The organism is Vibrio sp. JZG10 (assembly GCF_054064075.1).
On record NZ_JBSUGE010000014.1, the window covers coordinates 117,643 to 144,373 of the forward strand.

Consider the following 26,731-nt stretch of genomic DNA (forward strand, 5'->3'; position numbering starts at 1 on the left):
AAAATTACCCTTCCTTCTCGATAGTATCTAGGCATTCACGAAGTAACGTACCGTACTCGTACTTACCTGGACATACAAAGGTACACAATGCTAGATCTTCTTCATCCAGTTCAAGCGCACCCAGTGCTTGAGCACTGTCTGTATCACCTGCACATAGATCACGAAGCAGCAGAGTAGGCTCCATATCTAGAGGCATTACGCGTTCGTAGTTGCCAATTGGAACCATTGAACGATCACTACCATTGGTCGTCGTTGTCATATTGAACAACTGACCTTTGAATACGTGACCAAGGAAAGAGCGAGTTACCGAGAACTTATTCTTACCAGGCATTGCCCAACCAAATAGTTCTTTCTCACGGCCTTCACGTAATACAGAAACCTGTTGATGGTAACGGCCAAGATATGCGTGTGGACCAGTTGCATGTGTACCTGTCAGTACAGAACCAGAAATCACACGAACTTCGCCAGGCATCAGCTCATTATCTGTTAGGTCATCCAAGCTTGCACCGATTACGGTACGAACTAGACGAGGGTTATTCACAACTGGACCAGCTAGAGACACAACACGATCTGTGTATAGCTCACCAGTTAGGAACAGCTTACCGAACGCGATAACGTCTTGGTAGTTGATGCTCCATGCCACATTTTCTGCATTCACTGGGTATAGGAAATGCATGTGGGTGCCAGCAAGACCTGCTGGGTGAGGGCCATCGAAGACGTGTTCTTCTACGTTAGACTGTGAAGAGCGTGGCAAACTAGTGCCAGATTTACATACGTAAACCTTGCCTTCTGTCAGGGCTGAAAGAATGTCTAGACCAGCAATGAATGCTTCTTGTTGCTCATTAATGATCAACTCAGGCTTAGCTGCTAGTGGATTAGTATCCATTGCAGTTACGAAAATAGCCTTAGTAGAAGACTCGATTGCAGGAACCTTGCTAAACGGACGAGTACGTAAAGCGGTCCATAGGCCAGAGTCAACCAACTGAGTCTTGATCACTTCACGATCTAGACCTGAAAGTTGAGCGGCTTCGAACTTATCAAATGTCACCTGCTCTTCACCTGCCACTTCAATCACTACAGATTGAAGGACACGTTTAGCGCCACGGTTAACTTCGATCACTTTACCGGCTGCTGGTGCAGTAAATTTCACGCCAGGGTTCTTTTTATCTTCAAAAAGAACTTGCGCTTTTTTCACTTCATCACCAACGCGGACATGCATGGTAGGACGCATGCCAACGTACTCTTCGCCAAGCAAGGCGACTTTTTTGATGGTCTTACCATCATTAATCACCTGGGATGGAGTTCCTGCGATAGGAAGATCCAAGCCCTTCTTTATTGTAATCATACGCACTTGCACTACTTTTATCGGGAAAAAGATTCTTTTGATTGCGTAACTTTTAGACACGACATCAGTGTCCGGTTTTGATGTTGTTTTAAACATCAAAATCGCAACATCCTATTAAAAACCTCGTCACAAGGAATACGCGAGATTTATCAGGTGCCGTAGTCTAGCATTTTTTAGGAACTTGATGCCATGACCAATCATTAGAATAGAGGGGTTATTTCGGTAGAATCAGGTCTAAAAGGTCAAAGAATAGTCATAACTTTGACCGAACGCACAAATGCCATATTCCATACATATCTTATGGAAAAGTCATATTCATCGCCTGAAATATCCTGCAATTTTCATTCATTTGTTGAAACACTGTTAACACATTTTTTAACCAGAATTTGTGCCACATCAATGCCCCTAAAGAATGTAAAACGAAAAAAGATGGCCTTAGCCACCTTTTCTCTGCACCTTTATATTTTGCGTCTTTAGTGACCGCCACCCATACACATAGGGCTATCAGGAGCGCCATCTTGTTCTCGCTTCCACTCTTCATCAGTGTATGTATGGATAGCTAGTGCATGAATGTGGTTATCTAGCTCATCTGCCAAAATTTGATGAACTTGGCGATGGCGTCCAATCAAACGCTGTCCCGCGAACGAATCACTCACAACAATCACTTTGAAGTGACTCTCCGAGCCTGGTGGCACATTATGCATGTAGCTCTCATTAATCACTTTGAGATAGCTTGGTTGCAGCTCACTGTGTAGTTTCTTCTCTATGATTTCTTGGATCATATTCGTTCCTCATTGATGCGAATTCCATAAGTATATACCTAAGTAAAGCAGACGTGTATCACTCAAACATCACTCTCATTATTGATGCATTTTACGTTCAACTGATTTCAAAGCGCTTGACGCTACGAACATGCCTAGAGAGCGACCACCACTGAACACGTAAAATTTGACAGCTTTTTGTATCTCGACACGTCATCATTTGCGACAATAACACTTAATTTCTAAATCAACTTACATTTAGCTATGAAAACCGAACTGAATATTCACGAGCGAAGCTTAACACTTCATCGTTTCCCAAAACGCAGCAATGAAACTCTACAAGCGTGGGATGCCGGTGATGAGTATCTTATTAATCATGTTGAAGAACTTGCTTTGCCAGACAATCAAAACATCCTCGTGATTAATGACAGCTTTGGTGCCCTCTCCTGCTGGTTTTCAGAAAAGCACCATGTGACGCTAATGAGTGATTCTTTCATTTCTCATAAAGGTGTGCAGCAGAACCTTGAGCAAAACCAGTGCAATAAGGTAGCGTTTGCAACCACGATGGATCCCGTACCTTCCAATACTGATCTCGTATTGCTGCAACTGCCAAAAAGTAACCGTCACCTCGTTTGGATACTCAGTCAGTTAAGAAAAGCACTGCCTGCATCCTGCCCCATCATTGCAGTTAATAAAGCGAAAGACATTCATACTTCAACGCTAAAACTGTTTGAAAAATACTTGGGTGAGACAAAAACATCTCTGGCATGGAAAAAGCACCGATTGGTATTTGCTCAAGCAACGGTTGAACCAACAATTGAAGTGAGCCCTTTCACTACTTGGCGCGTTGATGGCGAAGATATCGAACTCAAGAACATGCCAAATGTCTATTCAGGAGAAAGCTTAGATTTAGGAGCGCGTTTTATGCTGCAGCACCTACCTCAAGACCCATTGGTAGATAATGTTATCGATCTCGGTTGCGGTAATGGTGTTTTGTCTGTGAAGTTTGGTCAGCTGAATCCGAATGCTCGATTAACATGTGTTGATGAAAGCTTTATGGCGCTTGAGTCCGCGAAGCAGAACCTGCTAGATAACCTTGGTGAAGATAGAGACATACAGTGTGTTGCAAACAATTGTTTGGACGGTTTTAAACACAACAGCTGCTCTATGATTATGTGTAACCCACCCTTTCACCAACAGCAGGCCATCACCGATCATATTGCTTGGCAAATGTTCTGTGATGCAAAGCAAGTATTGAGTGAAGGTGGTAAGTTACTGGTGATTGGAAATCGTCATCTTGGTTATGACGCAAAACTAAAACGGCTGTTTGGCGATAAGAATGTGAAACTTATCGCTTCCAACAATAAGTTTGTGATTTTACAGGCCACAAAAAATCCTGCTAAATTAAGCGCAAAATAAGCTTTAGCAAAATAGTTAAAAGGAATAATAAAATGAGAAAATTGGTACTTGCGGCTTCGGTTGCGTTGCTTGCTGCGTGTTCAGCTCCTCAACAGCCTCAGCTGAATTTGATGCCAGAAAGCACACTGAGCACCAATCCAATTGTTCAAGGCAAGACTTACAGCTTGACCAGCAAAGATGTACGTGCAGCGCAGTACGTGGCGTTGGTGGATAACGGCCGTTCGAACATTCTTCCTCTTCATGCTAAACAGAATTTACGTATTGCGTTAGAAGAAGCATTAGAGAAGCAGTTTTCATCTCAAGGCTTCCATGCCGATCTAAACAGCAACAATGCAATTGAATTAAACGTTCAAGAAGCATTAGTTAACGTAAAACATTCGGTGATGGAAAATGAGATGGATGCGAAAGTCGTGCTTGAAATCACCGCAGAAACACCAGAAGGTAAACTGGTCAAAACTTACACAGGCACTGCGAAGCGTTCTGGCACATTGAGTGCGTCTGATGCCGACATTGAGCAAACACTGAATGATGTAGTGACATTAACACTTAAAGAAATTGCCAATGATCCTGAGCTTCGTCAGTACATGCAGGAGCGTTTCTAATGTTACGCAAGGCAATTCTTTCTCTCGCGCTACTCAGCTGCAGCGTTTGGGCTGGACCAAAAGTGGCGTTTGAAACAACGTTAGGTTCATTTACTGTCGAACTGAATGAAGAGAAAGCGCCGATTACGGTAGCGAACTTCCTGAAATATGTAGAAGACGGTAGCTATGAAGGCACTATTTTTCACCGCGTTATTCCAGGTTTTATGGCGCAAGGTGGTGGCTTTAACCAAGATATGCAAATGGTGAAGACTTACGCTCCAATCAAAAACGAGGGTAATAACGGTTTAAATAACGACCGTGCGACGATTGCAATGGCACGCACCAACGCGCCTGACTCGGCTACTCGTCAGTTTTTTATCAATTTAGTCGACAATGATTTTCTAAACTACGGCGCTCGTCCACCGGGTTATGCGGTATTTGGCGAGGTCACGGAAGGATTCGACATTATCCAAAAAATGGCAAAACATCCAACTACGACGACTCGCGGTATGCGTGATGTTCCCGAGACTCAAATCGTCATCACTAAAGCAACACTACTTAAATAGCCAAAACGATAAGCCCTTTGAACAATCGAAGGGCTTTCTCTTTCAACGGCTTCATTTTATTGGATTGATTTATGTCTTCATTACCTTCCATCACTTGGTTGGAAACGGTAAAAAGTTACCTCGATAAACGACTCATGTGGGTTTTCATGTTGGGCTGCTCTAGCGGCTTTCCGTGGGTACTTATCGGTTCAAATATGTCTGGCTGGCTAAAAGACGCTGGTTTGACCCTATCCGCAATAGGCTACTTTGGTAGTGTCTTTGCGGTTTATGCAATTAACTTTCTCTGGGCGCCACTCGTAGACCGGGTGAAGCTACCAGTGCTCTATCGACTACTTGGACAAAGGCGTAGCTGGATTTTCTTCTGTCAAAGTATTGTACTAGTCGCGACGGTATTTATTGCGGGCGTGAATCCAGCAGAGAACTTGGTGTTTGCGTCTCTACTCGCCTTGTGTATTGCAACCGCATCAGCCACACAAGACATTGCGATTGATGCTTTTCGTATTGATACTTTCCCAAAATCAGAAGAATCTAAGCTGCCACAAGCTTCTGCAATGGCAGTTATTGGCTGGTGGACAGGTTATTCATTACCAGGTTATTTAGCGTTTGTTAATGCTGATAGTGTCGGTTGGAATGGCGTGTATTACGGGATGGCGGTGATAGTCGGTATTCTAATGGTCTTTACGATTTTAGTCGGAGAGCCTAAGACTCAACGCGAACAACTTCAGTCTGCCGCTGAACAACGCCACAAAGAAGTGGTTGGTTCAAAAGTCGTGGCTTGGTTTACTGTGACTGTTGTAGAACCTTTCCTTGACTTCTTTAATCGCAATGGCGTCCGTGTCGCGATTACTCTGTTGCTGTTCGTTTTCCTATTCAAAATTGGCGAAGCGTTTTTAGGCAGGATGTCGATCGCGTTCTATAAAGATATTGGTTTTAGTAACGAACAAATTGGTTATTACTCCAAACTGATCGGATGGGGAGCCACTATCTTCTTTACCTTTGTCGGAAGCATGTTCAACGTCAGGTTTGGTATTGTACGTGGATTAATGATCGGTGGTATTGCTATGTCTGCCAGCAACTTGATGTTTGCTTGGATTGCATCGGTAGGCCCAAATGAGCACCTATACTTAGCAACCATAATTGTCGATAACTTTACGACTGCTTTCTCAACTGTCGCTTTTGTTTCATTTTTGACGATTCTAACCGGACAAGCATTCTCGGCAACTCAGTATGCGTTGCTTGCCTCTTTGGGCAACTTCGGACGAACGACTCTTGCTTCTTTCAGTGGAGAACTGGTGGACTACCTCAATGACTGGAGCACGTTCTTTGTGCTTACCGCTGTAATGGTCGTGCCAAGCTTGATTATGTTGTACTCGCTACGACATTACTTTGATGCTCTATTGGAAAAGGCACGTCACAAGCACTAAGAAGCGCATCAAAAAACCACCGAATTCGGTGGTTTTTGTTTTGCGAGATATAAGATAAGAGGTCTATGGGTATAGCCCTTTGCCAAACATATTAAATATACGTGCCACACCTTGAGTAAAGATCATCGGCTCAGTCAGTACGGTTAAACACAAGCAATCTTCTCCGGCCTTAGTGTAAGGGCTGTGCTTCACTGACGCGTCTCTAATCATCAAATCTCCCTCTTCATATTGGCCATCCTCATCACTAAACCCACCATGTAGGATCAATGTAGATTCTAAGCCTTTGTGCGTATGTTGAGGGATTTGCACATCTTCTCCGATGTACATTAAGCTAACACGAGCATCTTCCCCTAGATCAATCTGAGCACTGAAAACCTTGCCTCCGTAACTTCTCCATGACCCTACAAGGTCAGAGAAACGCGCTAAGGTTTTGGGAAGTTCAAAGCTCTTTCCTGCAACATTCACTGCGGCAGGATCTCGGATAACGATGTTATCTGTCGCTGGCTCCGCATTGATAATATCATTGAACATATCGTCGAATTCAGGGACATATTCAGAGGGGATGTCGCTCACGATATTCGCTTGGCTGGCTTCGACATGGTTCACATAAGCTCGGCACTTGGTGCATGTTTCTAAATGGGTTGCGACCACAAGACCAGAAACTGCATCAATGCTTCCCGAAGCGTATGCTTCTAACAAGCTGTTATCTGGGTGTTTGTTCATAGTTGCTCCGTATGCATTGAATGCCTTAGCTTTTCTACTGCAAGCCTCAGCCTGGATTTTACGGTACCGAGGGGTATATCAAATAATTCAGCGACCTGCTGATGAGGTAGCTCTTCAAGATACACCGCTTGTAAAACGTCTCTCTGATTTTTCGGTAAAATATCTAAAAATTTAACCACCTGTTCTTTCAACATGTCTTGCTCTGGTGAATAGTGATCAACAAGATCTGGTGGATAATATTCTGACGGCCAAATGTCATCAGAATGAATGTGTAACTCCTTACCTTTCTGCTTTCTCAACAGATCAAAGCATAGGTTTCGGATTATGGTGTATATCCAAGTCGATAACGCGCTCTTTTCCCCATCATAGAGGTGCGCTTTCTGCCAAACTGTCGCCATGGTCTCTTGCACCATCTCCATAGCAACTTGCTCATTACCAACATGTTTGTAAGCGAATTGCTTCAGCTTGGGTGCGTAAAAACGGAATACAAAAGCGAACGCGTCTTTATCTCGAGCTTTCACTTTGTCCATGTAATCGTTCCAATCACTGCGCCCCAGTTTTTTTGGGCTATCACTCATCATAATCGGCCTTAATTTTAGGGAGGAGTCATCTCCTCCCACTCGTCCTAATCGGTAACGTCATCAACCAACAAGTTGAAGCCACCGTTGTTCCCATCATCAATGGCAACCACTTGATACACAACACCATTCATCACATTGACTGGTGCTGAATCAATAGCAACCGTACTTGGATCGCCTGCCACTGTCACGGTTACATAATAGGTACCTTCAGCGACATATAATCCCTGAACGCTATCTTTGTACGCAAAATTAGCAATAGTTGGATCACTTCCATCTATTCCAGCACTTGTAGTGAGATAAATATCCACCATTTCCGCTACGGGATTCGCCGCCGCATGTGTCACATTCAGCGTCGCGCTAGTTGCCACTGCACGTCTCATGTCTTCAACAACTAGAGGTTCGATATCAATCGCTGGGCTAACAACACCGACTGCGTAAACACTGTAATCCATTCCGCCCGCAACCATTAATCCGCCAACATCGATAATAGGATTGGTTGTTGTGCCATCCACGTAAACGTCAATATCGTAAGCGCCAGCATCGAGATCCAAATAACCACGAATCTCTTTGAACGCTAAGTCGGCAAGAGGACCGAAGGCCGCCCCGTTAACGTTGACATCGACGATTGGCGCTCCATCGACAAGATGTCCAACTCTTACTTCAGCTTGGCTGCCCATATCCTCGATTATAGAAGATCCTGAACCATCCAATACCAACAACTTAACTGGTGACGTGCTATTTGAATCTCCGGTACTGATAGCGGCAATCGTCAAGTTTGAATTAGCAGCAAGAGATATTGTGCCCGAGTCAAAAGCAACGCTATCCCCAACAGCAAGTCGAACTTGGTACTCACCAGCGGGGATGTTCAATACGTCTGTAGATGCTTTATATGCAAGATTCATAAGCGGTGTCGCGCTAGCAAGATCAGCCCCGGGATCAGTGACGTAGAGATCAACGGCAGGAACGCCAGACGCTGCATGGACAACTTGAACATCTAAACTATTGGCATCAGCCATTGAATCGGCGCTGCGAGTCACAACTAAAGGTTCTACTGGGTTTGGCGAACCATCGGCATCACCAACAACGAACACGTTGTAATTGAGGTCTGAATCGAGATCTAATTCTGTTTTAGGTATTACAGTCGCGGTTTCATCGCCTGGAAGTTGAACATCAACTTGAATTGAGTTCATGCCCTCACGTAACTTCATGTAACCAGAACCCATACCATAATCAACACCTGTCAATGATGATTTATCGTTTATCCACACATTTGCAAGCGGCGCATCCGAAGACGCATGTACTGCTTGCAAATTGGAATACTCGATGGTGTCGCTGTCGGAGCCACACGCCGCCAGTCCTAATGCCGCCACCATAGTTAGCGCAGCTCTGCTAAATCCTTTCATATCCTTGCCTCTTTGTTAGTCGGGGCTTCTATGGCTTCTGTCAGAAATTGCAACGCAGGAATGCAGTTCTCTGCGCCAACGAGCTGTTCGAACAGATTGCAGTCTAAAGGAAGTAATTCAAGCCAGCGCTGGGTCACCCAAGCTGAGTCATCGTAAAAACGATGCTGGTAGAGGTTTCCAAGTTGAGGAAACTCTTCATAAACATGGGATAACTGCTGGCTTAAATAGAAGAAATCTGGTGAGTTGTCTGGATGTTGCCAATTGTCTAACCATTCGACCTCTGCATGGCGTAAGCCGTCCGCATCTGCACGAACTCGTTTGACAACAAAGCGTTTCTCACCAGCGACTGTAATACCAAGAAGACCATCACTAAGTGTTTCAAAATCAACGATCCTGACCAAAGTTCCGATAGATGAAACATTTCCCACGTCTTTAGGGTCACCTTCACTACCTACTAGGCAAACTCCAAAACCCACATTTTGTAGGCTGCATTCCTTTACCATTCGCTTATATCGTGGCTCAAAAATGCGCAGATTCATTTTACCTTCAGGGAGTACAACTGAAGTGAGTGGGAATAACATGACTTCTTTCATTCAAACGTCCTCTTTGATTCACCGATACATACGAATCCCTTATCACTCCGATCACTAACGATTTATGTTGGTTAATCGACTGGCTTAAAAAGTCATAAAATCGCTCACGCAAACGATCTAAATCACACATTTATTGCAATCAAATGCAACAAACAAAAAGTTCCGTAAATAAAGATAATTTCGTGATGCAACTCACCAAAAACGTTCAATTTTGCACCCTTTATCACTTTCATTTGGGATTTTTATCGCTATTATTCCCGCCAATTGGAAAGCGCAGCACAGATTGCGTGTTCTGAATCATTACAAACATAGAGAGTCCCCTTATGCGTAAATCACTTTTAGCTCTTAGCCTTCTAGCGGCTACTTCAGCTCCAGTTATGGCGGCAGATTACTCTGACGGCGATATCCACAAAAACGATTACAAGTGGATGCAATTTAACCTAATGGGTGCATTTGACGAACTTCCAGGTGAGTCTTCACACGACTACCTAGAAATGGAATTCGGCGGCCGCTCTGGTATCTTCGACCTTTACGGCTACGTTGATGTATTCAACCTAACTTCTGATCCAGGTAGCGACAAAGCTGGCGCAGAGAAGATCTTTATGAAATTCGCTCCACGTATGTCTCTAGATGCGGTAACTGGTAAAGACCTATCTTTCGGTCCTGTTCAAGAACTATACGTTGCAACTCTAATCGAGTGGGGTGGTAACTCTGGTGTTAACTCTCAAAAAATCGGTCTAGGTTCTGACGTAATGGTTCCTTGGTTTGGTAAAGTTGGTGTTAACCTATACGGCACTTACGACGGCAACAAAAAGGATTGGAACGGTTTCCAAATCTCGACTAACTGGTTCAAACCATTCTACTTCTTCGAGAACGGTTCATTCATTTCTTACCAAGGCTACATCGATTACCAATTCGGTATGGATGATGATGCAGGTAACAAATTTGGTTCAACCGCGTCAAACGGTGGTGCAATGTTCAACGGTATCTACTGGCACTCAGACCGCTTCGCAGTGGGTTACGGTCTAAAAGGCTACAAAGACGTGTACGGTATCAAAGATACTGATGGGTTTAAGTCAACTGGCTTTGGCCACTACCTAGCTGTAACTTACAAGTTCTAATTGAACCACTAAGTTTGCTCAAAAATGGCGCCTTTTGGCGCCATTTTTATTTGCTTTCCTTTTTTCCCTCATTATCCTTGCAGCAAACCTTTTTAATGAGAGCGTTTGGTGAATATCCTTATCCTCGGTCCAGGTGCGGTTGGCTCACTCTGGGCAACAAAATTTAAGCTTGCCGGGCACAATGTTTCATTGTGGGGAAGAAGCTCTGAAAGCCAACAATCACTTCAGTTGGATGATACACCCGCAATCGTATTCAGTAATCAAGATATTTCCTCCGTAAATCAAGCGGATCTCATTTTGATCACGGTAAAAGTTTGGCAAGTGGAAGACGCCATTCAGCCTTTACTGCCTCATATCAACGCTGACACGATTATCATGCTGATGCACAATGGTATGGGTACCGCCTCTGGCGTGGAGAAGGCTCTGCCAAACAATCCGATAGTGCTCGCCACAACGACGCACGGCGCATACAAACCAGATAACCAACACGTACTGCATACCGGTCACGGAACAACGCAAGTGGGTGGTTATAATGACAAAGGAATGCAGTGCGCTTTTCTGCAAGATGTTATGCATCATGCCCTTCCAGAGGCCATTTGGAATCCACACATCCAATCTGCGTTATGGACTAAGTTAGCAATTAACTGCGCGATTAACCCACTGACTGCGATTCACCAGTGTAAGAATGGTGAGCTTGCGCAGCCCGAGTTTAAGATACAACTCGAAAGCATCACTCAAGAATTGGTTGAAGTAATGAGTAAAGAAGGTATTGCTATCGAGTATCGCTCTCTTTTCGATACGGTAATGCAAGTGGTGAACGCCACAGCTGAGAACTATTCTTCAATGAGACAAGACGTATTCCATCAGCGTCGAACGGAAATTGATTTTATAACCGGATACTTGTTAAAGGCTGCCGAGAAACATCGCATCAATACGCCTGAGAATTTAAAACTTTACCAACGCATCAAACAAATAGAACAAAGCTGGACAGAACAATGAGTAAGAAAATCTTAGTGCCAATCGCTCCGGGCACCGAAGAAATGGAAGCCGTCACCGTTATCGACATGATGGTTCGCGCGGGTTATGACGTTACGGTAGCGAGTGCTGCTTTTGATGGCTCATTGACGATGAAAGCTTCTCGCGGAGTCACATTAACAGCCGATTGTAAGCTGGTCGATATCGCTGATGATGAGTTTGACGCCATAGCGCTTTCTGGTGGTGTTGGTGGTGCAGAAATTTTTCGTGATAGCACGGTGATGATAGAAATCCTTAAGCAGCACATCTATGAGGGAAAATTGGTCGCTGCTATCTGCGCAGCACCGGCGTTGGTATTGCAACACCATGATCTTTTCCCACAATCACTGATGACCTGTCACCCGAGCTTTCAGTCACATATCCCGGAAGAGAAGTGGCGCAGCAAACGCGTGACCTTTGATATCAACCACAACCTGATCACCAGTCAAGGTCCGGGTACAGCTTTAGAGTTCGCGATGGAAGTAATCATTCAACTCTCAGGTAAAAAACACGCATGGTCAGTTGCTGAACCAATGATCCCTCTGCCTACTCTGCACTACCACAAGCTTGGTGAAGAATAATGTTTGACGTAAATGCTGTACGTGAGCAATTTCCTGCTCTAAACCAATCCGTCAACGATACGCCCTTAGTGTATCTAGATAGCGCAGCGACAACGCAAAAACCGCAATGTGTGATTGATGTCATCAGTCATTACTACAGTGCGCAAAATGCCAATGTTCACCGTGGCAGTCATAGTTTAACGGCTAATGCCACCAGCCAATTTGAAGCGGCACGAGAACGAGTGGCAAACTTTATTGGTGCAAACAGCTCTAAAGAGATCATTTGGACACGGGGCGCAACCGAAGCACTGAACTTAATTGCTCAGACTTACGCCCGCAGCACGTTACAACCGGGTGATGAGATCTTGATTAGCGAGATGGAGCACCACGCTAACATCGTGCCTTGGCAAATCGTGGCAGAGCAAACGGGCGCCAAAGTCATAAAAGTTCCATTGACATCAGATTGCCAGTTCGACATCAGCGCATTTAAGGCGCTTCTGTCTGACCGCTGTAAAATTGTTGCTTGCGCACAAATCACTAACGTAACGGGCACACGCCAACCTATCGAACAAATCACTGAACTAGCGCACAGCGTTGGCGCGGTTGTTGTAATTGATGGCGCGCAAGGCATCGTACATGAGCAACTAGATTTATCGGCATCAGATATCGATTTTTACGTATTCTCAGGTCACAAACTTTATGCGCCAGCAGGTATTGGCGTTTTATACGGCAAGCTTGAACTTTTGGAAGCCATGCCACCATGGCACGGCGGTGGTAAAATGGTTGAACGCGTTTCGTTCGAGAAAACGACGTTTTCTGCACTTCCTGGTAAATTTGAAGCGGGCACACCAAACGTTGCAGGCGCGATTGCTCTAGCGAAAGCCATTGAGTGGTACCAAGGTTTTGACCATCACGAAGTAGAGGATCATCTCCATGCGCTTCAGGATAAGGCCTACCAAGCACTAAGCGCGTTGGATGACATCCATATTCTAGGCTATCAACCGAATGCCTCTATACTGACGTTCGTCATGGACGGCGTTCATCACCAAGACATGGCGACGCTGCTCGATCAACAAGGCATTGCGGTACGAGCAGGACACCACTGCGCTCACCCATTGATGGATGCGCTAAACGTTAAAGGCACGGTACGCGTTTCTTTTGGTATTTATAACACGGCTGAAGATGTGGATAGACTCATCGCCGCCGTAGAAAAAGCCGTCGACATGCTATAACCCCAACGGTTTGATTTGGAGTAACCAACAAGGTTACTCCATCTGCCTATCCAGAGTCGCCACGCAATTTCTGCCATTTCTTTTCGCAGCATAAAGCGCTTTATCTGCATGCGCATACAAACGTTTGGTGGTTTCATTTCTGCCTATTTCCACCACGCCTACACTCACCGTGACCGGAATTTCAACCTTTTCAAATTCGAACTGACAATTTTGAATGTGGGAACGAACTTCCTCTCCTACCTCTTTCGCCGCCGATAGAGAGGTTTCTGGCAAAATAATCGCAAACTCCTCCCCTCCGACTCTTGCAAAAATTTCGTCTTTGACGAGTAAGTGAGAAACCAAATCAGCTAACGTCTCTAAGACATAATCTCCCGCATCATGACCACGTTTATCATTGATGACTTTAAAAAAATCCAAATCAAATAATAACAACGCGGAGTGATAATCCGGAGCTTGGGATTTAATAACTTCTTCTGTGAGCTTTTCGAAAAAGACACGTCGATTGTAGATGTTGGTAAGAGCATCAATTTGGCTTTGATGGCGAAGAAGGGTTTCAACTCGGTGGCGATTGGAGATGTTGCGTGTAAGAATAAGGACAACGCGACGACCTCGGTATTTTATAGCGAGTGGGCAGATCTTGCCTTCGTAGTATAGGTCGCCTCTTGGCCCACTGTTAACATCTATTCCCTGAATGCTGTCGGCGCACATCTTGTACTCGATCGTCACAATACTGTCTTGTTTCAGTGACCGATTTATCTGTTCGATAAACCAGTCAGCTTTATCTTTCTCACGTACGCTGTGCAGCGTCTCACCTATCAAATTACTTCCATCGTGATAGGCTTTTTTATCTGTTCCTCCAAAAACATCAATATAGATACCATCTTCACTCAGAATAAAAGTGGGGTCTGGCATTCCGGATAACACGTCTTGCGCATGTTCCAAGGTGAATTGCATATAGGGAGGTTCCTAGCATTTGTATCTAAGTAACCCAATCGCTTCCAAGTGTATTTCCACATTGGGGAATAGGAGCGAATGGGGCATATGTCTATTATCTAATATAGACAAATTTTAAATACAATTGAGTTTATAAAAACCAAGTGGACAATATAATGAACCAGGATCAATAGAATGGTTAATTAGCGCTAAAATAGTCGACCATTTGCATATTTTTTACCCATATGCAAAAGATGTCTCAACTCAGATACAAAAAACGCCAAACAGCTAGGCTATTCGGCGTTTTTTAAGAATTGGGAAAATGACTCATTACACGGCGGTTTGCTTAATCTGCTCTACAATAGCTTTCAAGCCATTACCACGTGACGGGCTTAAATGTGCAATAAGCCCCAGTTGATCAAAATAAGCATCGATGTCAAATGCTTGAATTTGATCGGCTGTTTTTCCGTCATAAGCCGCCATCACCAAGGCAATCAATCCACGGACGATACGCGCATCGGAGTCCGCACAAAAATGCCAAACGCCATCTTGCTCTTGGCTCACTAACCACACCAAGCTTTCACAACCCGAAACGGTAACTTGTTCTGATTTCAGCTCTTCTGGCATTTGTGGCAGCTTTTTACCCCACTGAATAACCTGACGGTAACGATCTTCCCAGCCTTTAAATTGCTGCATAGTCGCTACAATGTCTTCGCTGGTGATATCTGTACCAAATGGAGATACGGGAAAATCTGTCATGATGCGCTCTTCTTCTAGTTTACTTCTTATATTTTGAAATCAACTTCTCAACGATTCGCGATACCGCGACAAAGCCAAACGTTGCAGTTACGACAGTCGCCGCACCAAAACCGCTAGCACAATCCATACGTTTTGGGCCTTCCGCTGTCGACTTCACACCACACACTGAACCGTCTGCTTGAGGGTACTTCAGCTGCTCGGTTGAAAACACGCAATCAATACCAAACTTACGAGCCGGATTCTTAGGGAAGTTATGATGACGACGCAAGGTGTCTTTGATTTTCTTCGCTAGAGGATCTTGGATCGTTTTCGTTAAATCAGCGACCATGATCTGCGTTGGGTCAACCTGACCACCAGCACCACCCGTGGTGATCACTTTGATCTTGTTGCTGCGGCAATACGCCAACAAAGACGCTTTCGCTTTTACGCTGTCAATCGCATCTAGCACGTAATCAAACTCTTTGCTTAAGTACTCATGTTGATTGTCTGGCGTGATGAAATCATCAATCAGGTTGACTTTACACTCTGGGTTGATCAATTTGACACGCTCGGCCATCACTTCAATTTTGCTTTGGCCAACGGTGCCCGTCATCGCATGAATTTGGCGGTTAATGTTCGTGACACAAACATCGTCCATATCAATCAGAGTTAGCTCACCGATCCCAGTACGAGCCAGCGCTTCCACCGCCCATGAACCTACGCCACCAATACCAATCACACAAACGTGTGCAGCGCGAAGAATGTCCACTTCGCTGTTGCCATAAAGACGACGAGTGCCGCCAAAGCGTTGATTGTAGCTGTCAGATGCTGGGGTATCGAGTTCACGCATATTGAAGTCCAGATGATCGATAGAAAAACAAAGAGTGCGATTTATACGCACTCTTTGATGAAATGTCTAGATAAGAGAGTGTTCCTCTCTCTTGGACGACTATTGTAGCTTTTCTGGCGGTAAAGCCCAAGGCGCTTGAGTTGGTGAGTTTTCTAACCCAAGTTTCCACACTCGACCAAAATGCTTGTAGTGCCCTGCTTCCGTTCCTGCTCTCGCACCAATGCCATGATACAGATCCAAATGGTTCTGTTTTACCGCACCACCAGTGTCTAAAACGATCAGCATTCGCAGTTGATGCGCACCACTCCACGTACCATCAGCATTCAACAGTGGCACTTCCGCCAAGATTGGCGTACCCATTGGTAAGATAGAACGGTCACCCGCGACAGCGGCCATTGGCAACAACGGAATACCAGCCGAGCCTGTTACTGGCGCTTCTGCTTTTGGCGCAAAGAAAACGTAAGAAGGATTTTGCTCCAACAACTCGCGTACTGTTGCATCGTCGTTGTCCATCACCCACTCTTTGATTGCTTTGAGGGACATTTTTTCACGCGGGACTTCACCACGTTCAATCAAAATGCGGCCAATGCTGACGTAAGCTTTGTTGTTTTTACCCGCGTACGCAAAGTACTCCAACGTATCATCATCTTCAAAATGCACATAGCCACTGCCCTGCACTTCCATCATAAATGGGTCGATACGATTAGGCGCGTAACCTAGCACCAAACCTTGTCCATCTAGTGCTCCATTATAGATCTCCGCGCGAGTCGGACAATCTGATGAGCAGTTTGGCTTGCCATAAACTGGGTACTTAAAAATGTCGTTTGGTGTATGACGCAGTTCCATCACGGGAGAAAAGTATCCGGTAAACAGCACATTACCTTTTTTATCACCACCACCCAATTGCGCGGCTTGAATGCCAAACGCACTCAACGCACTGGTATCTCCGCTCTGTTGCGCCCACTCACTTAATCGTTGATATAGCGGTTGGTACATCTTCGCCATGGATGGTGACTTTATCACCACTTGCTCTGCTTGCTTGTTAAATTCAGTAAAATCGCGTGGTTTGTTAGACTCAACCACATCCACTTGATTGAGGATCTGAGGAAACTCACCATCAAGATATTGCTGAGCACGATCATTTTGTTGAGCACAGCCAAAGAGTAGGCTCAAAGAGATAATAGGAAGGAGTTTTTTTAACACGTGTCTTTTCCGTAAAAGAGAATAGCAAAAGGATGGCAAACAAATGCATACGGTGCAATTGAAAAGCAACGACAAAATGTTTCAACGCTAAGCCAATCCGTTTACTCGTTGTGAATTCATTCAGTTAATGCAACATGATAGCAGCGGAAGAATTACGGAATTGTCCGGATTATGTTTGAAAGTAAGATTTACTGATTGAGAGATGAAATTGTGATCATCCATGTGACTCACAGACGCAAGAGATCTCTGCTTAACAGACAATGATAAAAACGACTATCTTACCGCAATCCTTGCACGCCCCTCTAGACGGAATACAGGTAGATAATGCGCATTGGCATCCAGCTTCATTTCTGCATGCTGCTTACCCACAAAATTGAAGTGCCGCTCATTTGAACCCACTCGATACGAAAACGAATCCCCATCGAATTCAAAACTGGTCGCCACTGTAGAACCATTTACGGTAACACCGCGCTCACTCAACACAAATTCTTCACGAGCATAAGGCGCAACATCTTGCTCAACCCAGCGACCATAAATTGTCGATTTAGGAATGGGCGGATTAATGGTTCGAGTAATCAAATCACTATACAGCATGCACACAACAACGGTTCCAACTATGGCAACGAGCATGAGAGAGCGTTCTAGCCACTTACGAAGCATTGATTTAGATGACGTTTTTGACAGATTTGAAGCAGTGATCGCAGCATTCTTATTAACAGCAGAAGACATGAGGTTCACGTATTGAGAAAAGACGCGCTCATTGTAACTCTCCCCTTCAACGGGACCAAGAACCTACCTCAATATGTTTGTGCTTTATTCCAAAATTTCACCTTGCCACCAAGTGAATAAAAAGGCATTATTTTGACATAATTAAACAAAGGAATGGCTGTAGTGAAAATTCGTAGTACTGCTCTCGTAAAAGGATTCCGTCAATCAACACCTTATGTCAATGCTCACCGCGGAAAAACCATGGTGATCATGCTGGGCGGAGAAGCCGTCGCACACAAAAATTTTGGCAATATTATTAATGATATCGCACTCATGCACAGCCTCGGAATCAAAGTCGTGGTGGTGTATGGTGCACGTCCTCAAATTAATCAGCTGCTAGAAAAACAAGACCTCACTACGCCTTACCACAAAAATATCCGCATTACGGATGAATCGGCTTTATCTGTTGTTATGCAAGCTGCCGGACAACTTCAACTTGCGATTACTGCGCGCCTATCAATGAGCCTCAACAACACTCCGATGGCAGGCACCCAGCTCAATGTCGTTAGCGGAAACTACATCATTGCTCAGCCACTCGGCGTTGATGACGGGGTGGATTATTGCCATAGTGGACGTATTCGCCGCATTGACACCGATGCTATCAACCGCACTCTTGATCAAGGCTCTATTGTGCTACTTGGCCCCATTGCGAGCTCTGTAACTGGCGAGTGCTTCAATTTATTATCGGAAGAAGTCGCCACCCAACTAGCGATCAAGCTGGGTGCGGATAAGCTGATTGGTTTCTGTTCAGAACAAGGTGTCATTGATGACAACGGCAATGCTGTCGCCGAGTTGTTGCCAATAGAGGCGGAACATGTCATCAAGACGCTCTCTGAAAATACGTCTCCTGACCTAGATTACAACACTGGGACACTGCGCTTTCTTAAAGGCTCTATTGCCGCTTGTCGTGCCGGAGTGCCTCGTAGCCACTTGATCAGCTATAAAGTGGATGGAGCCTTAATTCAGGAGTTGTTCTCTTTCGACGGTATCGGAACCCAAGTTGTTATGGCGAGCGCTGAACAAGTGAGACAAGCTAATATTGACGATATTGGCGGTATCTTAGACCTCATTCGTCCTTTAGAAGAACAAGGTGTACTCGTTAGGCGCTCTCGAGAGCAGCTAGAGCAAGAGATTGGAAAGTTTACCATTATCGAAAAGGACGGTCTGATTATTGGCTGTGCAGCCCTTTATCCATACCCAGAAGAGCGCAAAGCAGAGATGGCTTGCGTAGCGATTCACCCTGACTATCGTGATGGGAACCGAGGTTTGTTACTGCTCAACTACATGAAACATCGTTCTAAATCCGAAACCATTGATCAAATCTTTGTCCTCACGACACACAGTCTGCATTGGTTCAGAGAGCAAGGTTTTTACGAAGTCAGTGTCGACTATTTGCCCGGAGCCAAACAAGGGCTATATAACTTCCAGCGTAAGTCAAAAATCTTAGCGCTAGATTTGTAGCTTAACCTTAAATCAGGAAGAGAAATTTAAGGTTCCGCTATACCAACACCTCAAGGTGCGGGATTCAGTTCATTAACGCTCAACCCTGCACATCGAGCTTGTTTAGGAACGAGTTTGTTTAGGAGTAAGGCCACACATAAACCCTACTCCGGACTGGCGGGTCATCATGTAAACCCAACTTAGAAATGCGCAAACCATTGCTTAATTTTCGTTCCAATTTTATCTTTTAAATATACATTTGGTTGGCTATACTCTGCTCGCTAGTGATTGGTTTTTAACCAATACGAATGGATCTAGGTGATGTAATGTAGCCTTCACCCTAAAATACTGGGCAATTGAAAAACTAGTTAGCTCCGTATTGCACACCAAGGACAGTTGTTAATCTGACTTTAAATAAGCCGAGACGAGCACTGTTATGAGAACAATCATTTGTAATTCGCTTCAAAGCTTCTGGGATATGGCTGACAATCAGTTTTTAGAAGGCCTAGACGTCCACTGTGTTTTCCCCGTAAATGACGCTGTCCGAGATTTTATTCTTGCTTATCAACAGCAATACAAAATACGCAGCGTGTCTTTTACCAATGCGTTTGCAAAACATGCATAAAAGAAGACCGAGCCATAAGCTCGGTCTTCTTTTACGTACGTAATCAATTCAAAACAAAATCATAGCCAACAAAGATGCAAAAATAGTGACTACGATAAAGATTAAAATAGTCCAGTACACTACCCCAATACTTATGAACCACTTTGGGCAAACTCTACGAATATCTGTTAGCTTTCTTTTTTTGGCCAACTTAGGAAATGCAACTGCGGCAACAAGGGCTAATCCATGTATTAAGGCCCCAAAGTGACATCCAGAAACTAAAGCAAGCTCAATATCTGTATAATGCTCACTAGTGTACGCATAGCGCTTTACTTTTTGCGGCGTGATAACAATAAGCAAAATACCTACTATCAGGTACCAAAAAACTAACAAAGCACCTGCAACAAAAAATGTAATAAAAGAAACTTCTAATAACTGCAAACTTCACCGACCTTCTATTCCAGCTCTCAAGTAATAGACATCCAAACCACCATTGAGCCTAAAGTGATCATAGCTAGAAGCAATAAAACGCTTATATAAATACGGCAAATTCCGATGAATAGACCGGAGCAAACTTGATGAATATCAGCAAAGCCCCTTCTCCTCGCTAAAGTTGGTAAAGCGACCGCCGCAACTAAGCCTACACCATGTACTAAAGCACCAAAGTGAAAACCCGAGACTAAGGCTAACTCTACTTCTGAATAATGTTTCGGATTAAAAGCAAACCGCTTCACCTTTGGCGGTATAAAAAATATAAAAATTGCTCCGATAATAACGAACCATAAAAACGCGCCTCCTCCGGCGATAAAGAAGGTTAGAAAAGACGAGTCGAGCAAACTCATATTCAGTTGCCTTTGATATGCGAATGAGAAAGGAGAAATATACCTTTAAGGAAGAATATTACTCAATAGCAATCCATTTTTCATGAAAACGAAATGGCGGATATAAGACCCGCCACAAAGAATCATCTTCGAAAATGTCACAATCACAAGTAAAAATTAATTCGTAAGCCGCTGTACTAATCCACTCGCGCGAGCCGTTTTCACCTTAATGCCTCGCTTCAGAACATTGAGTTCGGCGTAAAGAGCTAAACGCTTTTTCGCGCGGGTAATGCCTGTGTAAATCAACTCACGGGTTAATATCGGGCTAAAGTCTGGTGGCAAAATCATCAGGGTGTAATCAAATTCACTGCCTTGCGATTTGTGGATGGTCATGGCGTAAGCCGTTTCATGTTCAGGCACTCGGCTTGGCAAGACCGATTTCACACTGCCGTCAGGTAACTCGAAAAAGACTTTCAAACGCGGTTCTTCTTCACTGTCATCTCGCATGCAAATACCAATATCACCGTTATACAAACCTAGACCATGATCATTACGCGTAACCATGACAGGTCTACCGTGATACCAAATTTCATCCTGAACCTGAATGAACTTGCGCGCCGCGAGCGCTTTCTCGATGCGCTGGTTTAGCCCAGCAACACCAAAGTCACCTTCACGAATCGCGCAAAGCAGTCGGCATTGGTTGAAGGTATCTAATACCGCTTTGGCTTTACGCGTTAGCGACTCTGGCTCTCCGGTTTCAGGATCGGTTTCCTGTTGTCCAATGCGTTTGAGGTAACGACCGTATTCCTGCACCAACGTCTGCATCATTTGGTTGTAGTGCTGACTACTTAGCGCGAAATGTTCGATATCAGAAAAGTCACGCGACCAGACGTTATCTACGCTCGCAGCAGAACCGGAGTTAACCGCTTTTGCCAACTGACCAATGCCTGAGCGAGCGTCAAATCGGTAACTCTTTTGCAGCATACATAAACTATCGGCAATGCTAGATGCACTGTTACCCGTATGGGCTAAAGTATCGAAACCCGTCAGTTTTGCAATGGCTGACGCCTGCTCTTTTCCATAACCCAATGCATGGAACGAACAGATATCACCCAACACGGCCCCTGCTTCAACTGAAGCAAGTTGATCTTTATCACCTAGCAAAATCAGCCGCGCATGTTTCGGTAAGGCATCAACCACTTTGTACATCATTGGTAAATCGACCATCGACGCTTCGTCGATAACTAAAATATCCAAATGCAGTGGATTTTGCTTGTTGTGACGAAATTCTGCGCTATTTGGAATCGCGCCCAGTAACCGATGCAAGGTGCTCGATTCAGTCGGAATTTTGGCTTTTAGCTCCGGAGAAACTGGCAGCTCTTGCACCGCTTTACCAATGGACTCGGTTAATCGCGCCGCCGCTTTCCCCGTCGGGGCCACCAGCTTGATGGTTAGGTTTTTCTCGTGCGTCGCCTGTTCAATCAAAGCGGCAAGCAATTTGGTTACTGTCGTCGTTTTACCCGTGCCTGGACCACCAGAAATCACAGCAAATCGACGGGTTAACGCAACTGCCGCCGCGACTTTTTGCCAGTTCACGCAAGCCGAGAGTGGTACGAGTTCATCCAGTATTTGCAAATCTTGAACCTTGCGCGCATTGCTAAGCACGGAATCAATGGCGTGCCAATCCAACGATTCGCTTGCAACTACGTCAAGGTGGTCACACACCAATTGCTGACGCAACACTTGGTTGCTGCTTCCCGCTTCTACTGCTTTGCCTAACGCGTTAAACAGAAAATGGTATTGGCGTGCAAACAGATGGTTGAGCAAGTCCGATAATCGCGCTAACTCTTGCGACTGCAAGTTCACTACAGCGCCCAACTGATTGAGCTTTTCCGCCAGTGTCACTTCATAATGCCAATAGCGGTGCAGATACAGACGCTCACCATCGAACATCAGCGGCAAGGCTTCTCCTTGCGCGCCAACCACGCTGGAATTTTGTAATACTTCAATCCAGTCTATGCCTTGCAACTGTGTGTTGAGCGCCAATGCCGACTCACCAAACAGCCCTAACTTACTGGCTAAATCCGTAGATTGCCCTTGTGCATCGAACAGAGACAGACAGATATGTCCTTTGCCAAGCTCACTACTGACAACACCCGCGATAAACGCCAATGCTTGGTTGTCAGGCTGTTCATCATTAGTTTGAGAATCAATAAAGCAGGCGAATTGGTAGTCGAGCTGACGAAGCGCGCCTTTGTGCGCCAAGCGTTCCAACACTACCAATAGGCTATCTTGGTCAGAATGAAGATTGTGATTTGTCGTCATTAAAGTAGCTCCATCTGCCCGGCTTGAGTTGAGCGCGTTTCAAGTGCTTGACCATCAATCAAACGATCCATCTCTTGTAAGAACTCTAAGGTTGGTTTCGCGGCAAAAATGCCGTGGTCACTCTGCCCATCCATGCCGCGCAAGAACAAGTAATACACGCCACCGAAGTGCTGCTCATATTGATAATTCGCCAATCGGCTGCGTAGGAAACGATGCAGTGCTAACGCATAAATCTGATACTGCAAATCGTAGCGGTGATCCGCCATGGCCGATTTCAGAGCCTCACCATGGTAGCTCGCTACATCGTCGCCAAGATGATTCGATTTCCAGTCAAGCACGTAGTATTTACCTTGATGTTCAAACACCAAGTCGATAAAACCTTTGAGCATGCCTTGCACGGTTTGGAAACCTAAATCCCCCGCTTTCGCCGACAACGGATCGTGACGTTGAATGACTCGGTTTAACGCCGGTGCAGACAACACTTCAATCGGCAACAAAAATTCCATCTCCACCAAACGTTGCGACGGTGCTTTTTGATTCAGCAGCAAAGACTTACCATCCAACGGCGTTGCGAGTACGGTATCAATCAATTGTTGTAAAATGGGCAACCACTCTTCATCGAGCTGTTCGCTTTCCATCAAACCAAGGATGATTTGTGTATTCTCTTCAGTAGTGGCTGGCTGAGTAAATTCAATTTCCTCAAACAAGCTGTGCAGGAACGTACCCGGACGCGCACCGCGAGGGAAGGTAAAAATCGAACGCTCTGGCTCCACCAAATCCGCTTCGTCTTGTTCTTCAGATGAGTCGATATCAAAACCCGTAATCTCAATCGTGGCATCATGCTCGGCGTGATGAGAGCCTTGCTTGACCAAGCCAGAATAACTGGTGATGCGCCAGTTTCTGTCGATAGGGTTTTGCAGCTCTTTCGCGCTAAGATCGTGTATTTCTTCTTGTGGCGCTACGTACTTCTCTTCGAGTTGCGGCGGCGGATCGGCCACAACGACACAATCAAGCTCGTCTTGTTGCTTTGTTAAACCTTGGTGCAAATCGTTAATGCCACCTTCTTGACCATTCTGAATCAAATAGCCAATCGCACTGCGGTGTACGCCAGTTGGCTCTTTGGTCGAACGACCATTGCGCAAAGGCGAGGCTCCAATAAAACACGCATACACAGCACGTGTTAATGCCACGTATATCAAGCGTAAGTCTTCCGCCAAACGCTCTTTATCCGCTTGCTTCATGGACGCGTCGTTGCCAGTGATATCCAGTACCGTGCGGTCATTGGCTGCATCGTAATATTTGGCTTCGCTGGCTTCTCGATAGCTGAACACAAACGGCAGAAATACGAGGTCATACTCCAAGCCTTTTGATTTGTGAATAGTTACGATCTGCACTAAGTTACGTTCCGATTCTAAACGTTGGATTTGGTCATCACTGCCACCCAAACCGTTTTCCGCATCACTGATAGACTGAGCGAGCCAACGCAGCAGACCGTGGTCGCTATCCAGTTCATTACTGGCTTGTTGAAGCAGTTCACCGATGTGCATTAAATCGGTAAGCACTCGCTCACCATTTTCACCCTGTGAACTCGCGCCTTCTTCTAGTAATCGCTCAGCAATATGGCGTTTACTGATCACCGCGCGCAACATCGGCAGCACACCACGTTGAACCCAAAGTTTGCGATATTCTTTGAATTCGTTTACGGCGTTTTCCCACACAATTTCATCGTTATTAAGTGCATCCAAACTTGCTGCGTCGAGGGCAAACAGCTCAGAAGCAAGACTTGCACGCAGCGCACGGTCATTTTCTGGAGTCAGCACCGCTTGCAGCAGACGCTGTAAATCCTGCGCCACTGAACTGGTAAACACACTGTCTCGGTTAGACAGGTACACGCTGGCAATGCCTTGATCAGCCAGCGCTTGTTTGATCATTCGACCTTCGCTACCTGTTCGAACCAACACCGCAATATCGCCCGCTTGAACCGCTTTCTGTTTTTCGCCATTCACCAGAGACGCTTGCCCCTGTAGAGCCTGCGTCAAAATGGTTTGGATTTGGCTTGCGGTCGCCTCCGCCATTCGAGTCAAATACTCGCCTTTGGGTAGCGGTTTATCGTCCGCTTCTTGCAACCAATAAGTCAGCGCGGGTTGCTTTTGGCCACCCATAGTCCAAATGCGTTTTTCGGCATTGGGACTGTACTTTACGGGTAAGAACGGGATGTCCGAGTCATAGATAAATGGACTATCAGGCAAGGCAAACACTTGGTTTACCGCCTGCACCATATCGGCACTAGAACGCCAGTTGGTTCCTAACGTGTAGTGGGCACTTACTTGGTTACGCGCTTTGATGTAAGTGAAAATGTCTGCTCCACGAAAGCCATAAATCGCCTGCTTGGGGTCACCGATCATAAACAAACCACATTCCGGGTTGTTCAGATAAATACGGCTGAAAATACTGTATTGAAGCGGGTCAGTATCTTGGAACTCGTCAATCATTGCGACAGGGTACAAAGTACGAATACGCGCCGCTAAAAGCTCGCTTTCGTCCGTATCGATAGAAGCAGAAAGTTGCGTCAGCAAATCATCGAAAGAGAGCCACTGTTTTTGATTTTTCGCATTGGCCAGCATCACACGACAATGCTCAATCGCATGCGCAAGCAGTGGCGCTTTTAAGCTGATTGGATTGGCAAGAAATGTTTCAATGGCTTCAAATACCGCATGCTGCGGCGCACTGCCTTTCGGTGTTTTTTCCAACAAGACGTTTTGCGCGAATTTCTCCAGCTTGTCTGGATAATCGTAACCTGTGGTTTCCGTTGCCGCCCAAGCATTCACCGCCTCCAACCACGTCGGCAGAGACTTTTTGGTGTAGCTGCGTTTGTTAATATCTGAATCTGAAATCAGCGTGAAGAAGTCATCTTGGCTTTCTCGCCACTGTGCTTTTAATTCATCAATTTTTTTCAGATTTTCAGTATGAAGATCAGCCAAACTGCCTTTCATTGCAGGAACAGAAAGGCTTAACGGCGCACCGGTTAAGTAATTGCTGATGTCAGACAACAACGCAGATGGAGAGCCCCATAGCTGGCGAATTTCTCCAGCCAAGGTAAATGGCAACGGGTAAAAGTTGCGGCGCCAGTAATCGGCTACAACTTGCGCTTTTAGGTGGCTTTCATCGGTCACAAACTCATTATTAAATCGGCTGCCAGATTCAAACGCATTTTGCGTTAGCATACGTTGGCAAAAACCGTGAATGGTGTAGACCGCCGCCTCGTCCATCTGACGCTCTGCCTGCAATAAAATTTCTGCGGCTTGCTTGTGATCGTCAAACTCATTAAGCAAAGGTTGGATCACCGGATCGGAACTCTGTCCACGCGCAAACGCGATTCGCGCATCATGGATTCTTGCCCTGATACGATCGCGTAATTCCGCAGTTGCCGCTTCGGTAAAGGTTACGACCAGAATTTGGTCGACCGTAAGCGGTACGCGATGTCGAGTTTCCGCGCTGCCGTGACCAAGCAAAAGACGCAGATATAAACCTGCAATAGTGAAGGTTTTACCTGTACCTGCTGATGCCTCGATTAACCTCGCACCATGCAGAGGAAACGTCATCGGTTCTAGTGGCGTTGGTTGAGGTTGCTCTGTGCGGTCTAACGTATGTAGAGGACACTCTGCACCTGACATTTGCTCCATAACGCTGAATCTCTCCGGATTATTTACTAGGACGTATCACCTA

At 45.3% G+C, this 26,731-nt stretch carries 25 protein-coding genes; 10 read left to right on the forward strand and 15 right to left on the reverse strand.

Annotated elements, in window-relative coordinates:
- Positions 1–4: 4 nt before the first annotated feature.
- Positions 5–1,345 carry a Na(+)-translocating NADH-quinone reductase subunit A gene (locus tag ACWYVB_RS16300; RefSeq protein ID WP_041853022.1) on the reverse strand — a complete coding sequence of 447 codons (1,341 nt, stop codon included), beginning with the start codon at positions 1,343–1,345 and terminating at the stop codon, positions 5–7.
- 473 nt (positions 1,346–1,818) lie between these two features.
- Positions 1,819–2,127 (reverse strand): transcriptional regulator BolA, encoded by a 309-nt coding sequence (gene bolA, locus ACWYVB_RS16305; protein WP_005380262.1) that lies wholly within the window; start codon positions 2,125–2,127, stop codon positions 1,819–1,821.
- A gap of 243 nt (positions 2,128–2,370) precedes the next feature.
- Between bolA and ACWYVB_RS16310 the strand changes: the two genes are divergently transcribed.
- The 4 genes from ACWYVB_RS16310 (at position 2,371) to ACWYVB_RS16325 (ending at position 6,096) form a co-directional block, all read left to right on the forward strand.
- The gene (locus ACWYVB_RS16310) at positions 2,371–3,525 is read left to right on the forward strand and encodes a methyltransferase (protein ID WP_395222214.1); all 1,155 of its coding nucleotides are present in this window, start codon (positions 2,371–2,373) and stop codon (positions 3,523–3,525) included.
- 32 nt (positions 3,526–3,557) lie between these two features.
- Entirely contained in the window at positions 3,558–4,127 is a 570-nt protein-coding gene (locus tag ACWYVB_RS16315) for a YajG family lipoprotein (protein ID WP_012841484.1), read from the forward strand.
- A complete protein-coding gene (locus ACWYVB_RS16320) occupies positions 4,127–4,672 on the forward strand; it encodes a peptidylprolyl isomerase (protein ID WP_395222215.1) in 546 nt (181 codons plus the stop codon). The genes ACWYVB_RS16315 and ACWYVB_RS16320 overlap by 1 nt, the downstream gene beginning before the upstream one ends.
- 71 nt (positions 4,673–4,743) lie before the next feature.
- Positions 4,744–6,096 carry an AmpG family muropeptide MFS transporter gene (locus tag ACWYVB_RS16325; RefSeq protein ID WP_006742554.1) on the forward strand — a complete coding sequence of 451 codons (1,353 nt, stop codon included), beginning with the start codon at positions 4,744–4,746 and terminating at the stop codon, positions 6,094–6,096.
- 63 nt (positions 6,097–6,159) lie between these two features.
- Here the strand turns inward: ACWYVB_RS16325 and ACWYVB_RS16330 are convergent, their stop codons facing one another.
- From ACWYVB_RS16330 to ACWYVB_RS16345, 4 genes are read right to left on the reverse strand one after another with little or no spacing between them, the layout of a single operon-like run.
- The gene (locus ACWYVB_RS16330; RefSeq protein ID WP_104970869.1) at positions 6,160–6,819 is read right to left on the reverse strand and encodes a ChrR family anti-sigma-E factor; all 660 of its coding nucleotides are present in this window, start codon (positions 6,817–6,819) and stop codon (positions 6,160–6,162) included.
- The gene (locus tag ACWYVB_RS16335) at positions 6,816–7,400 is read right to left on the reverse strand and encodes an RNA polymerase sigma factor (protein WP_005380255.1); all 585 of its coding nucleotides are present in this window, start codon (positions 7,398–7,400) and stop codon (positions 6,816–6,818) included. The genes ACWYVB_RS16330 and ACWYVB_RS16335 overlap by 4 nt, the downstream gene beginning before the upstream one ends.
- 44 nt (positions 7,401–7,444) lie before the next feature.
- The gene (locus ACWYVB_RS16340) at positions 7,445–8,803 is read right to left on the reverse strand and encodes a DUF4397 domain-containing protein (protein WP_395222216.1); all 1,359 of its coding nucleotides are present in this window, start codon (positions 8,801–8,803) and stop codon (positions 7,445–7,447) included.
- Positions 8,800–9,396, reverse strand: a complete 597-nt coding sequence (locus ACWYVB_RS16345; RefSeq protein WP_005380253.1) for an LON peptidase substrate-binding domain-containing protein — start codon at positions 9,394–9,396, stop codon at positions 8,800–8,802. Before ACWYVB_RS16345 ends, ACWYVB_RS16340 begins: the two co-directional genes overlap by 4 nt.
- A 323-nt stretch (positions 9,397–9,719) precedes the next feature.
- Between ACWYVB_RS16345 and ACWYVB_RS16350 the strand changes: the two genes are divergently transcribed.
- The 4 genes from ACWYVB_RS16350 to csdA all read left to right on the forward strand — a co-directional run bounded on the left by ACWYVB_RS16350 (position 9,720) and on the right by csdA (position 13,323).
- Positions 9,720–10,517, forward strand: coding sequence for a nucleoside-specific channel-forming Tsx family protein (locus ACWYVB_RS16350; protein WP_005385292.1), 798 nt, complete (start codon positions 9,720–9,722; stop codon positions 10,515–10,517).
- A 108-nt stretch (positions 10,518–10,625) separates the two neighbouring features.
- Entirely contained in the window at positions 10,626–11,516 is an 891-nt protein-coding gene (gene panE / locus ACWYVB_RS16355) for a 2-dehydropantoate 2-reductase (RefSeq protein WP_237284015.1), read from the forward strand.
- Positions 11,513–12,112, forward strand: coding sequence for a DJ-1 family glyoxalase III (locus tag ACWYVB_RS16360; protein ID WP_006742560.1), 600 nt, complete (start codon positions 11,513–11,515; stop codon positions 12,110–12,112). The genes panE and ACWYVB_RS16360 overlap by 4 nt, the downstream gene beginning before the upstream one ends.
- The gene (gene csdA, locus ACWYVB_RS16365) at positions 12,112–13,323 is read left to right on the forward strand and encodes a cysteine desulfurase CsdA (RefSeq protein ID WP_237312491.1); all 1,212 of its coding nucleotides are present in this window, start codon (positions 12,112–12,114) and stop codon (positions 13,321–13,323) included. Before ACWYVB_RS16360 ends, csdA begins: the two co-directional genes overlap by 1 nt.
- 33 nt (positions 13,324–13,356) lie before the next feature.
- Here the strand turns inward: csdA and ACWYVB_RS16370 are convergent, their stop codons facing one another.
- The 5 genes from ACWYVB_RS16370 to ACWYVB_RS16390 all read right to left on the reverse strand — a co-directional run bounded on the left by ACWYVB_RS16370 (position 13,357) and on the right by ACWYVB_RS16390 (position 17,776).
- A complete protein-coding gene (locus ACWYVB_RS16370) occupies positions 13,357–14,277 on the reverse strand; it encodes a GGDEF domain-containing protein (RefSeq protein WP_395222217.1) in 921 nt (306 codons plus the stop codon).
- Between the two features lie 309 nt (positions 14,278–14,586).
- Positions 14,587–15,015: a cysteine desulfurase sulfur acceptor subunit CsdE gene (csdE, locus tag ACWYVB_RS16375; RefSeq protein ID WP_046874993.1), complete on the reverse strand. Its 429-nt coding sequence runs from the start codon at positions 15,013–15,015 to the stop codon at positions 14,587–14,589.
- 19 nt (positions 15,016–15,034) lie between these two features.
- Positions 15,035–15,844, reverse strand: a complete 810-nt coding sequence (tcdA, locus tag ACWYVB_RS16380) for a tRNA cyclic N6-threonylcarbamoyladenosine(37) synthase TcdA (RefSeq protein ID WP_005380241.1) — start codon at positions 15,842–15,844, stop codon at positions 15,035–15,037.
- Between the two features lie 99 nt (positions 15,845–15,943).
- On the reverse strand, positions 15,944–17,047 hold the full coding sequence (mltA, locus tag ACWYVB_RS16385) for a murein transglycosylase A (protein ID WP_012841480.1): 1,104 nt from the start codon (positions 17,045–17,047) through the stop codon (positions 15,944–15,946).
- Positions 17,048–17,320: 273 nt separating this feature from the next.
- Positions 17,321–17,776, reverse strand: a complete 456-nt coding sequence (locus ACWYVB_RS16390; RefSeq protein ID WP_225461934.1) for a DUF2850 domain-containing protein — start codon at positions 17,774–17,776, stop codon at positions 17,321–17,323.
- A gap of 162 nt (positions 17,777–17,938) precedes the next feature.
- Between ACWYVB_RS16390 and argA the strand changes: the two genes are divergently transcribed.
- Entirely contained in the window at positions 17,939–19,276 is a 1,338-nt protein-coding gene (gene argA / locus ACWYVB_RS16395; protein ID WP_012841478.1) for an amino-acid N-acetyltransferase, read from the forward strand.
- Positions 19,277–19,691: 415 nt separating this feature from the next.
- Positions 19,692–19,880, forward strand: coding sequence for a hypothetical protein (locus tag ACWYVB_RS16400; RefSeq protein ID WP_074191720.1), 189 nt, complete (start codon positions 19,692–19,694; stop codon positions 19,878–19,880).
- Between the two features lie 48 nt (positions 19,881–19,928).
- Here ACWYVB_RS16400 and ACWYVB_RS16405 read toward each other — a convergent pair whose 3' ends face one another.
- The 4 genes from ACWYVB_RS16405 to recB form a co-directional block, all read right to left on the reverse strand.
- Positions 19,929–20,300 (reverse strand): hypothetical protein, encoded by a 372-nt coding sequence (locus ACWYVB_RS16405; protein WP_046874995.1) that lies wholly within the window; start codon positions 20,298–20,300, stop codon positions 19,929–19,931.
- A 26-nt stretch (positions 20,301–20,326) separates the two neighbouring features.
- On the reverse strand, positions 20,327–20,701 hold the full coding sequence (locus ACWYVB_RS16410; RefSeq protein WP_182032723.1) for a hypothetical protein: 375 nt from the start codon (positions 20,699–20,701) through the stop codon (positions 20,327–20,329).
- A gap of 156 nt (positions 20,702–20,857) precedes the next feature.
- Entirely contained in the window at positions 20,858–23,005 is a 2,148-nt protein-coding gene (gene recD / locus ACWYVB_RS16415) for an exodeoxyribonuclease V subunit alpha (protein ID WP_395222219.1), read from the reverse strand.
- Entirely contained in the window at positions 23,005–26,679 is a 3,675-nt protein-coding gene (gene recB, locus ACWYVB_RS16420; protein WP_395222270.1) for an exodeoxyribonuclease V subunit beta, read from the reverse strand. Before recB ends, recD begins: the two co-directional genes overlap by 1 nt.
- Between the last annotated feature and the right edge of the window lie 52 nt (positions 26,680–26,731).

Excerpts from the sequence above, each read along its gene's own strand:
- ACWYVB_RS16335 (WP_005380255.1), bottom strand. The coding sequence starts at position 7,400 with ATGATGAGTGATAGCCCAAAAAAACTGGGGCGCAGTGATTGGAACGAT.
- recB (WP_395222270.1), bottom strand. The coding sequence starts at position 26,679 with ATGTCAGGTGCAGAGTGTCCTCTACATACGTTAGACCGCACAGAGCAA.
- ACWYVB_RS16345 (WP_005380253.1), bottom strand. The coding sequence starts at position 9,396 with ATGAAAGAAGTCATGTTATTCCCACTCACTTCAGTTGTACTCCCTGAA.
- ACWYVB_RS16410 (WP_182032723.1), bottom strand. The coding sequence starts at position 20,701 with ATGAGTTTGCTCGACTCGTCTTTTCTAACCTTCTTTATCGCCGGAGGA.
- recD (WP_395222219.1), bottom strand. The coding sequence starts at position 23,005 with ATGACGACAAATCACAATCTTCATTCTGACCAAGATAGCCTATTGGTA.
- ACWYVB_RS16350 (WP_005385292.1), top strand. The coding sequence starts at position 9,720 with ATGCGTAAATCACTTTTAGCTCTTAGCCTTCTAGCGGCTACTTCAGCT.
- ACWYVB_RS16330 (WP_104970869.1), bottom strand. The coding sequence starts at position 6,819 with ATGAACAAACACCCAGATAACAGCTTGTTAGAAGCATACGCTTCGGGA.
- ACWYVB_RS16400 (WP_074191720.1), top strand. The coding sequence starts at position 19,692 with ATGAGAACAATCATTTGTAATTCGCTTCAAAGCTTCTGGGATATGGCT.
- ACWYVB_RS16310 (WP_395222214.1), top strand. The coding sequence starts at position 2,371 with ATGAAAACCGAACTGAATATTCACGAGCGAAGCTTAACACTTCATCGT.
- ACWYVB_RS16325 (WP_006742554.1), top strand. The coding sequence starts at position 4,744 with ATGTCTTCATTACCTTCCATCACTTGGTTGGAAACGGTAAAAAGTTAC.
- tcdA (WP_005380241.1), bottom strand. The coding sequence starts at position 15,844 with ATGCGTGAACTCGATACCCCAGCATCTGACAGCTACAATCAACGCTTT.
- ACWYVB_RS16320 (WP_395222215.1), top strand. The coding sequence starts at position 4,127 with ATGTTACGCAAGGCAATTCTTTCTCTCGCGCTACTCAGCTGCAGCGTT.
- ACWYVB_RS16390 (WP_225461934.1), bottom strand. The coding sequence starts at position 17,776 with ATGTCTTCTGCTGTTAATAAGAATGCTGCGATCACTGCTTCAAATCTG.
- csdE (WP_046874993.1), bottom strand. The coding sequence starts at position 15,015 with ATGACAGATTTTCCCGTATCTCCATTTGGTACAGATATCACCAGCGAA.
- ACWYVB_RS16370 (WP_395222217.1), bottom strand. The coding sequence starts at position 14,277 with ATGCAATTCACCTTGGAACATGCGCAAGACGTGTTATCCGGAATGCCA.
- ACWYVB_RS16340 (WP_395222216.1), bottom strand. The coding sequence starts at position 8,803 with ATGAAAGGATTTAGCAGAGCTGCGCTAACTATGGTGGCGGCATTAGGA.
- csdA (WP_237312491.1), top strand. The coding sequence starts at position 12,112 with ATGTTTGACGTAAATGCTGTACGTGAGCAATTTCCTGCTCTAAACCAA.
- ACWYVB_RS16300 (WP_041853022.1), bottom strand. The coding sequence starts at position 1,345 with ATGATTACAATAAAGAAGGGCTTGGATCTTCCTATCGCAGGAACTCCA.
- bolA (WP_005380262.1), bottom strand. The coding sequence starts at position 2,127 with ATGATCCAAGAAATCATAGAGAAGAAACTACACAGTGAGCTGCAACCA.
- ACWYVB_RS16360 (WP_006742560.1), top strand. The coding sequence starts at position 11,513 with ATGAGTAAGAAAATCTTAGTGCCAATCGCTCCGGGCACCGAAGAAATG.
- ACWYVB_RS16315 (WP_012841484.1), top strand. The coding sequence starts at position 3,558 with ATGAGAAAATTGGTACTTGCGGCTTCGGTTGCGTTGCTTGCTGCGTGT.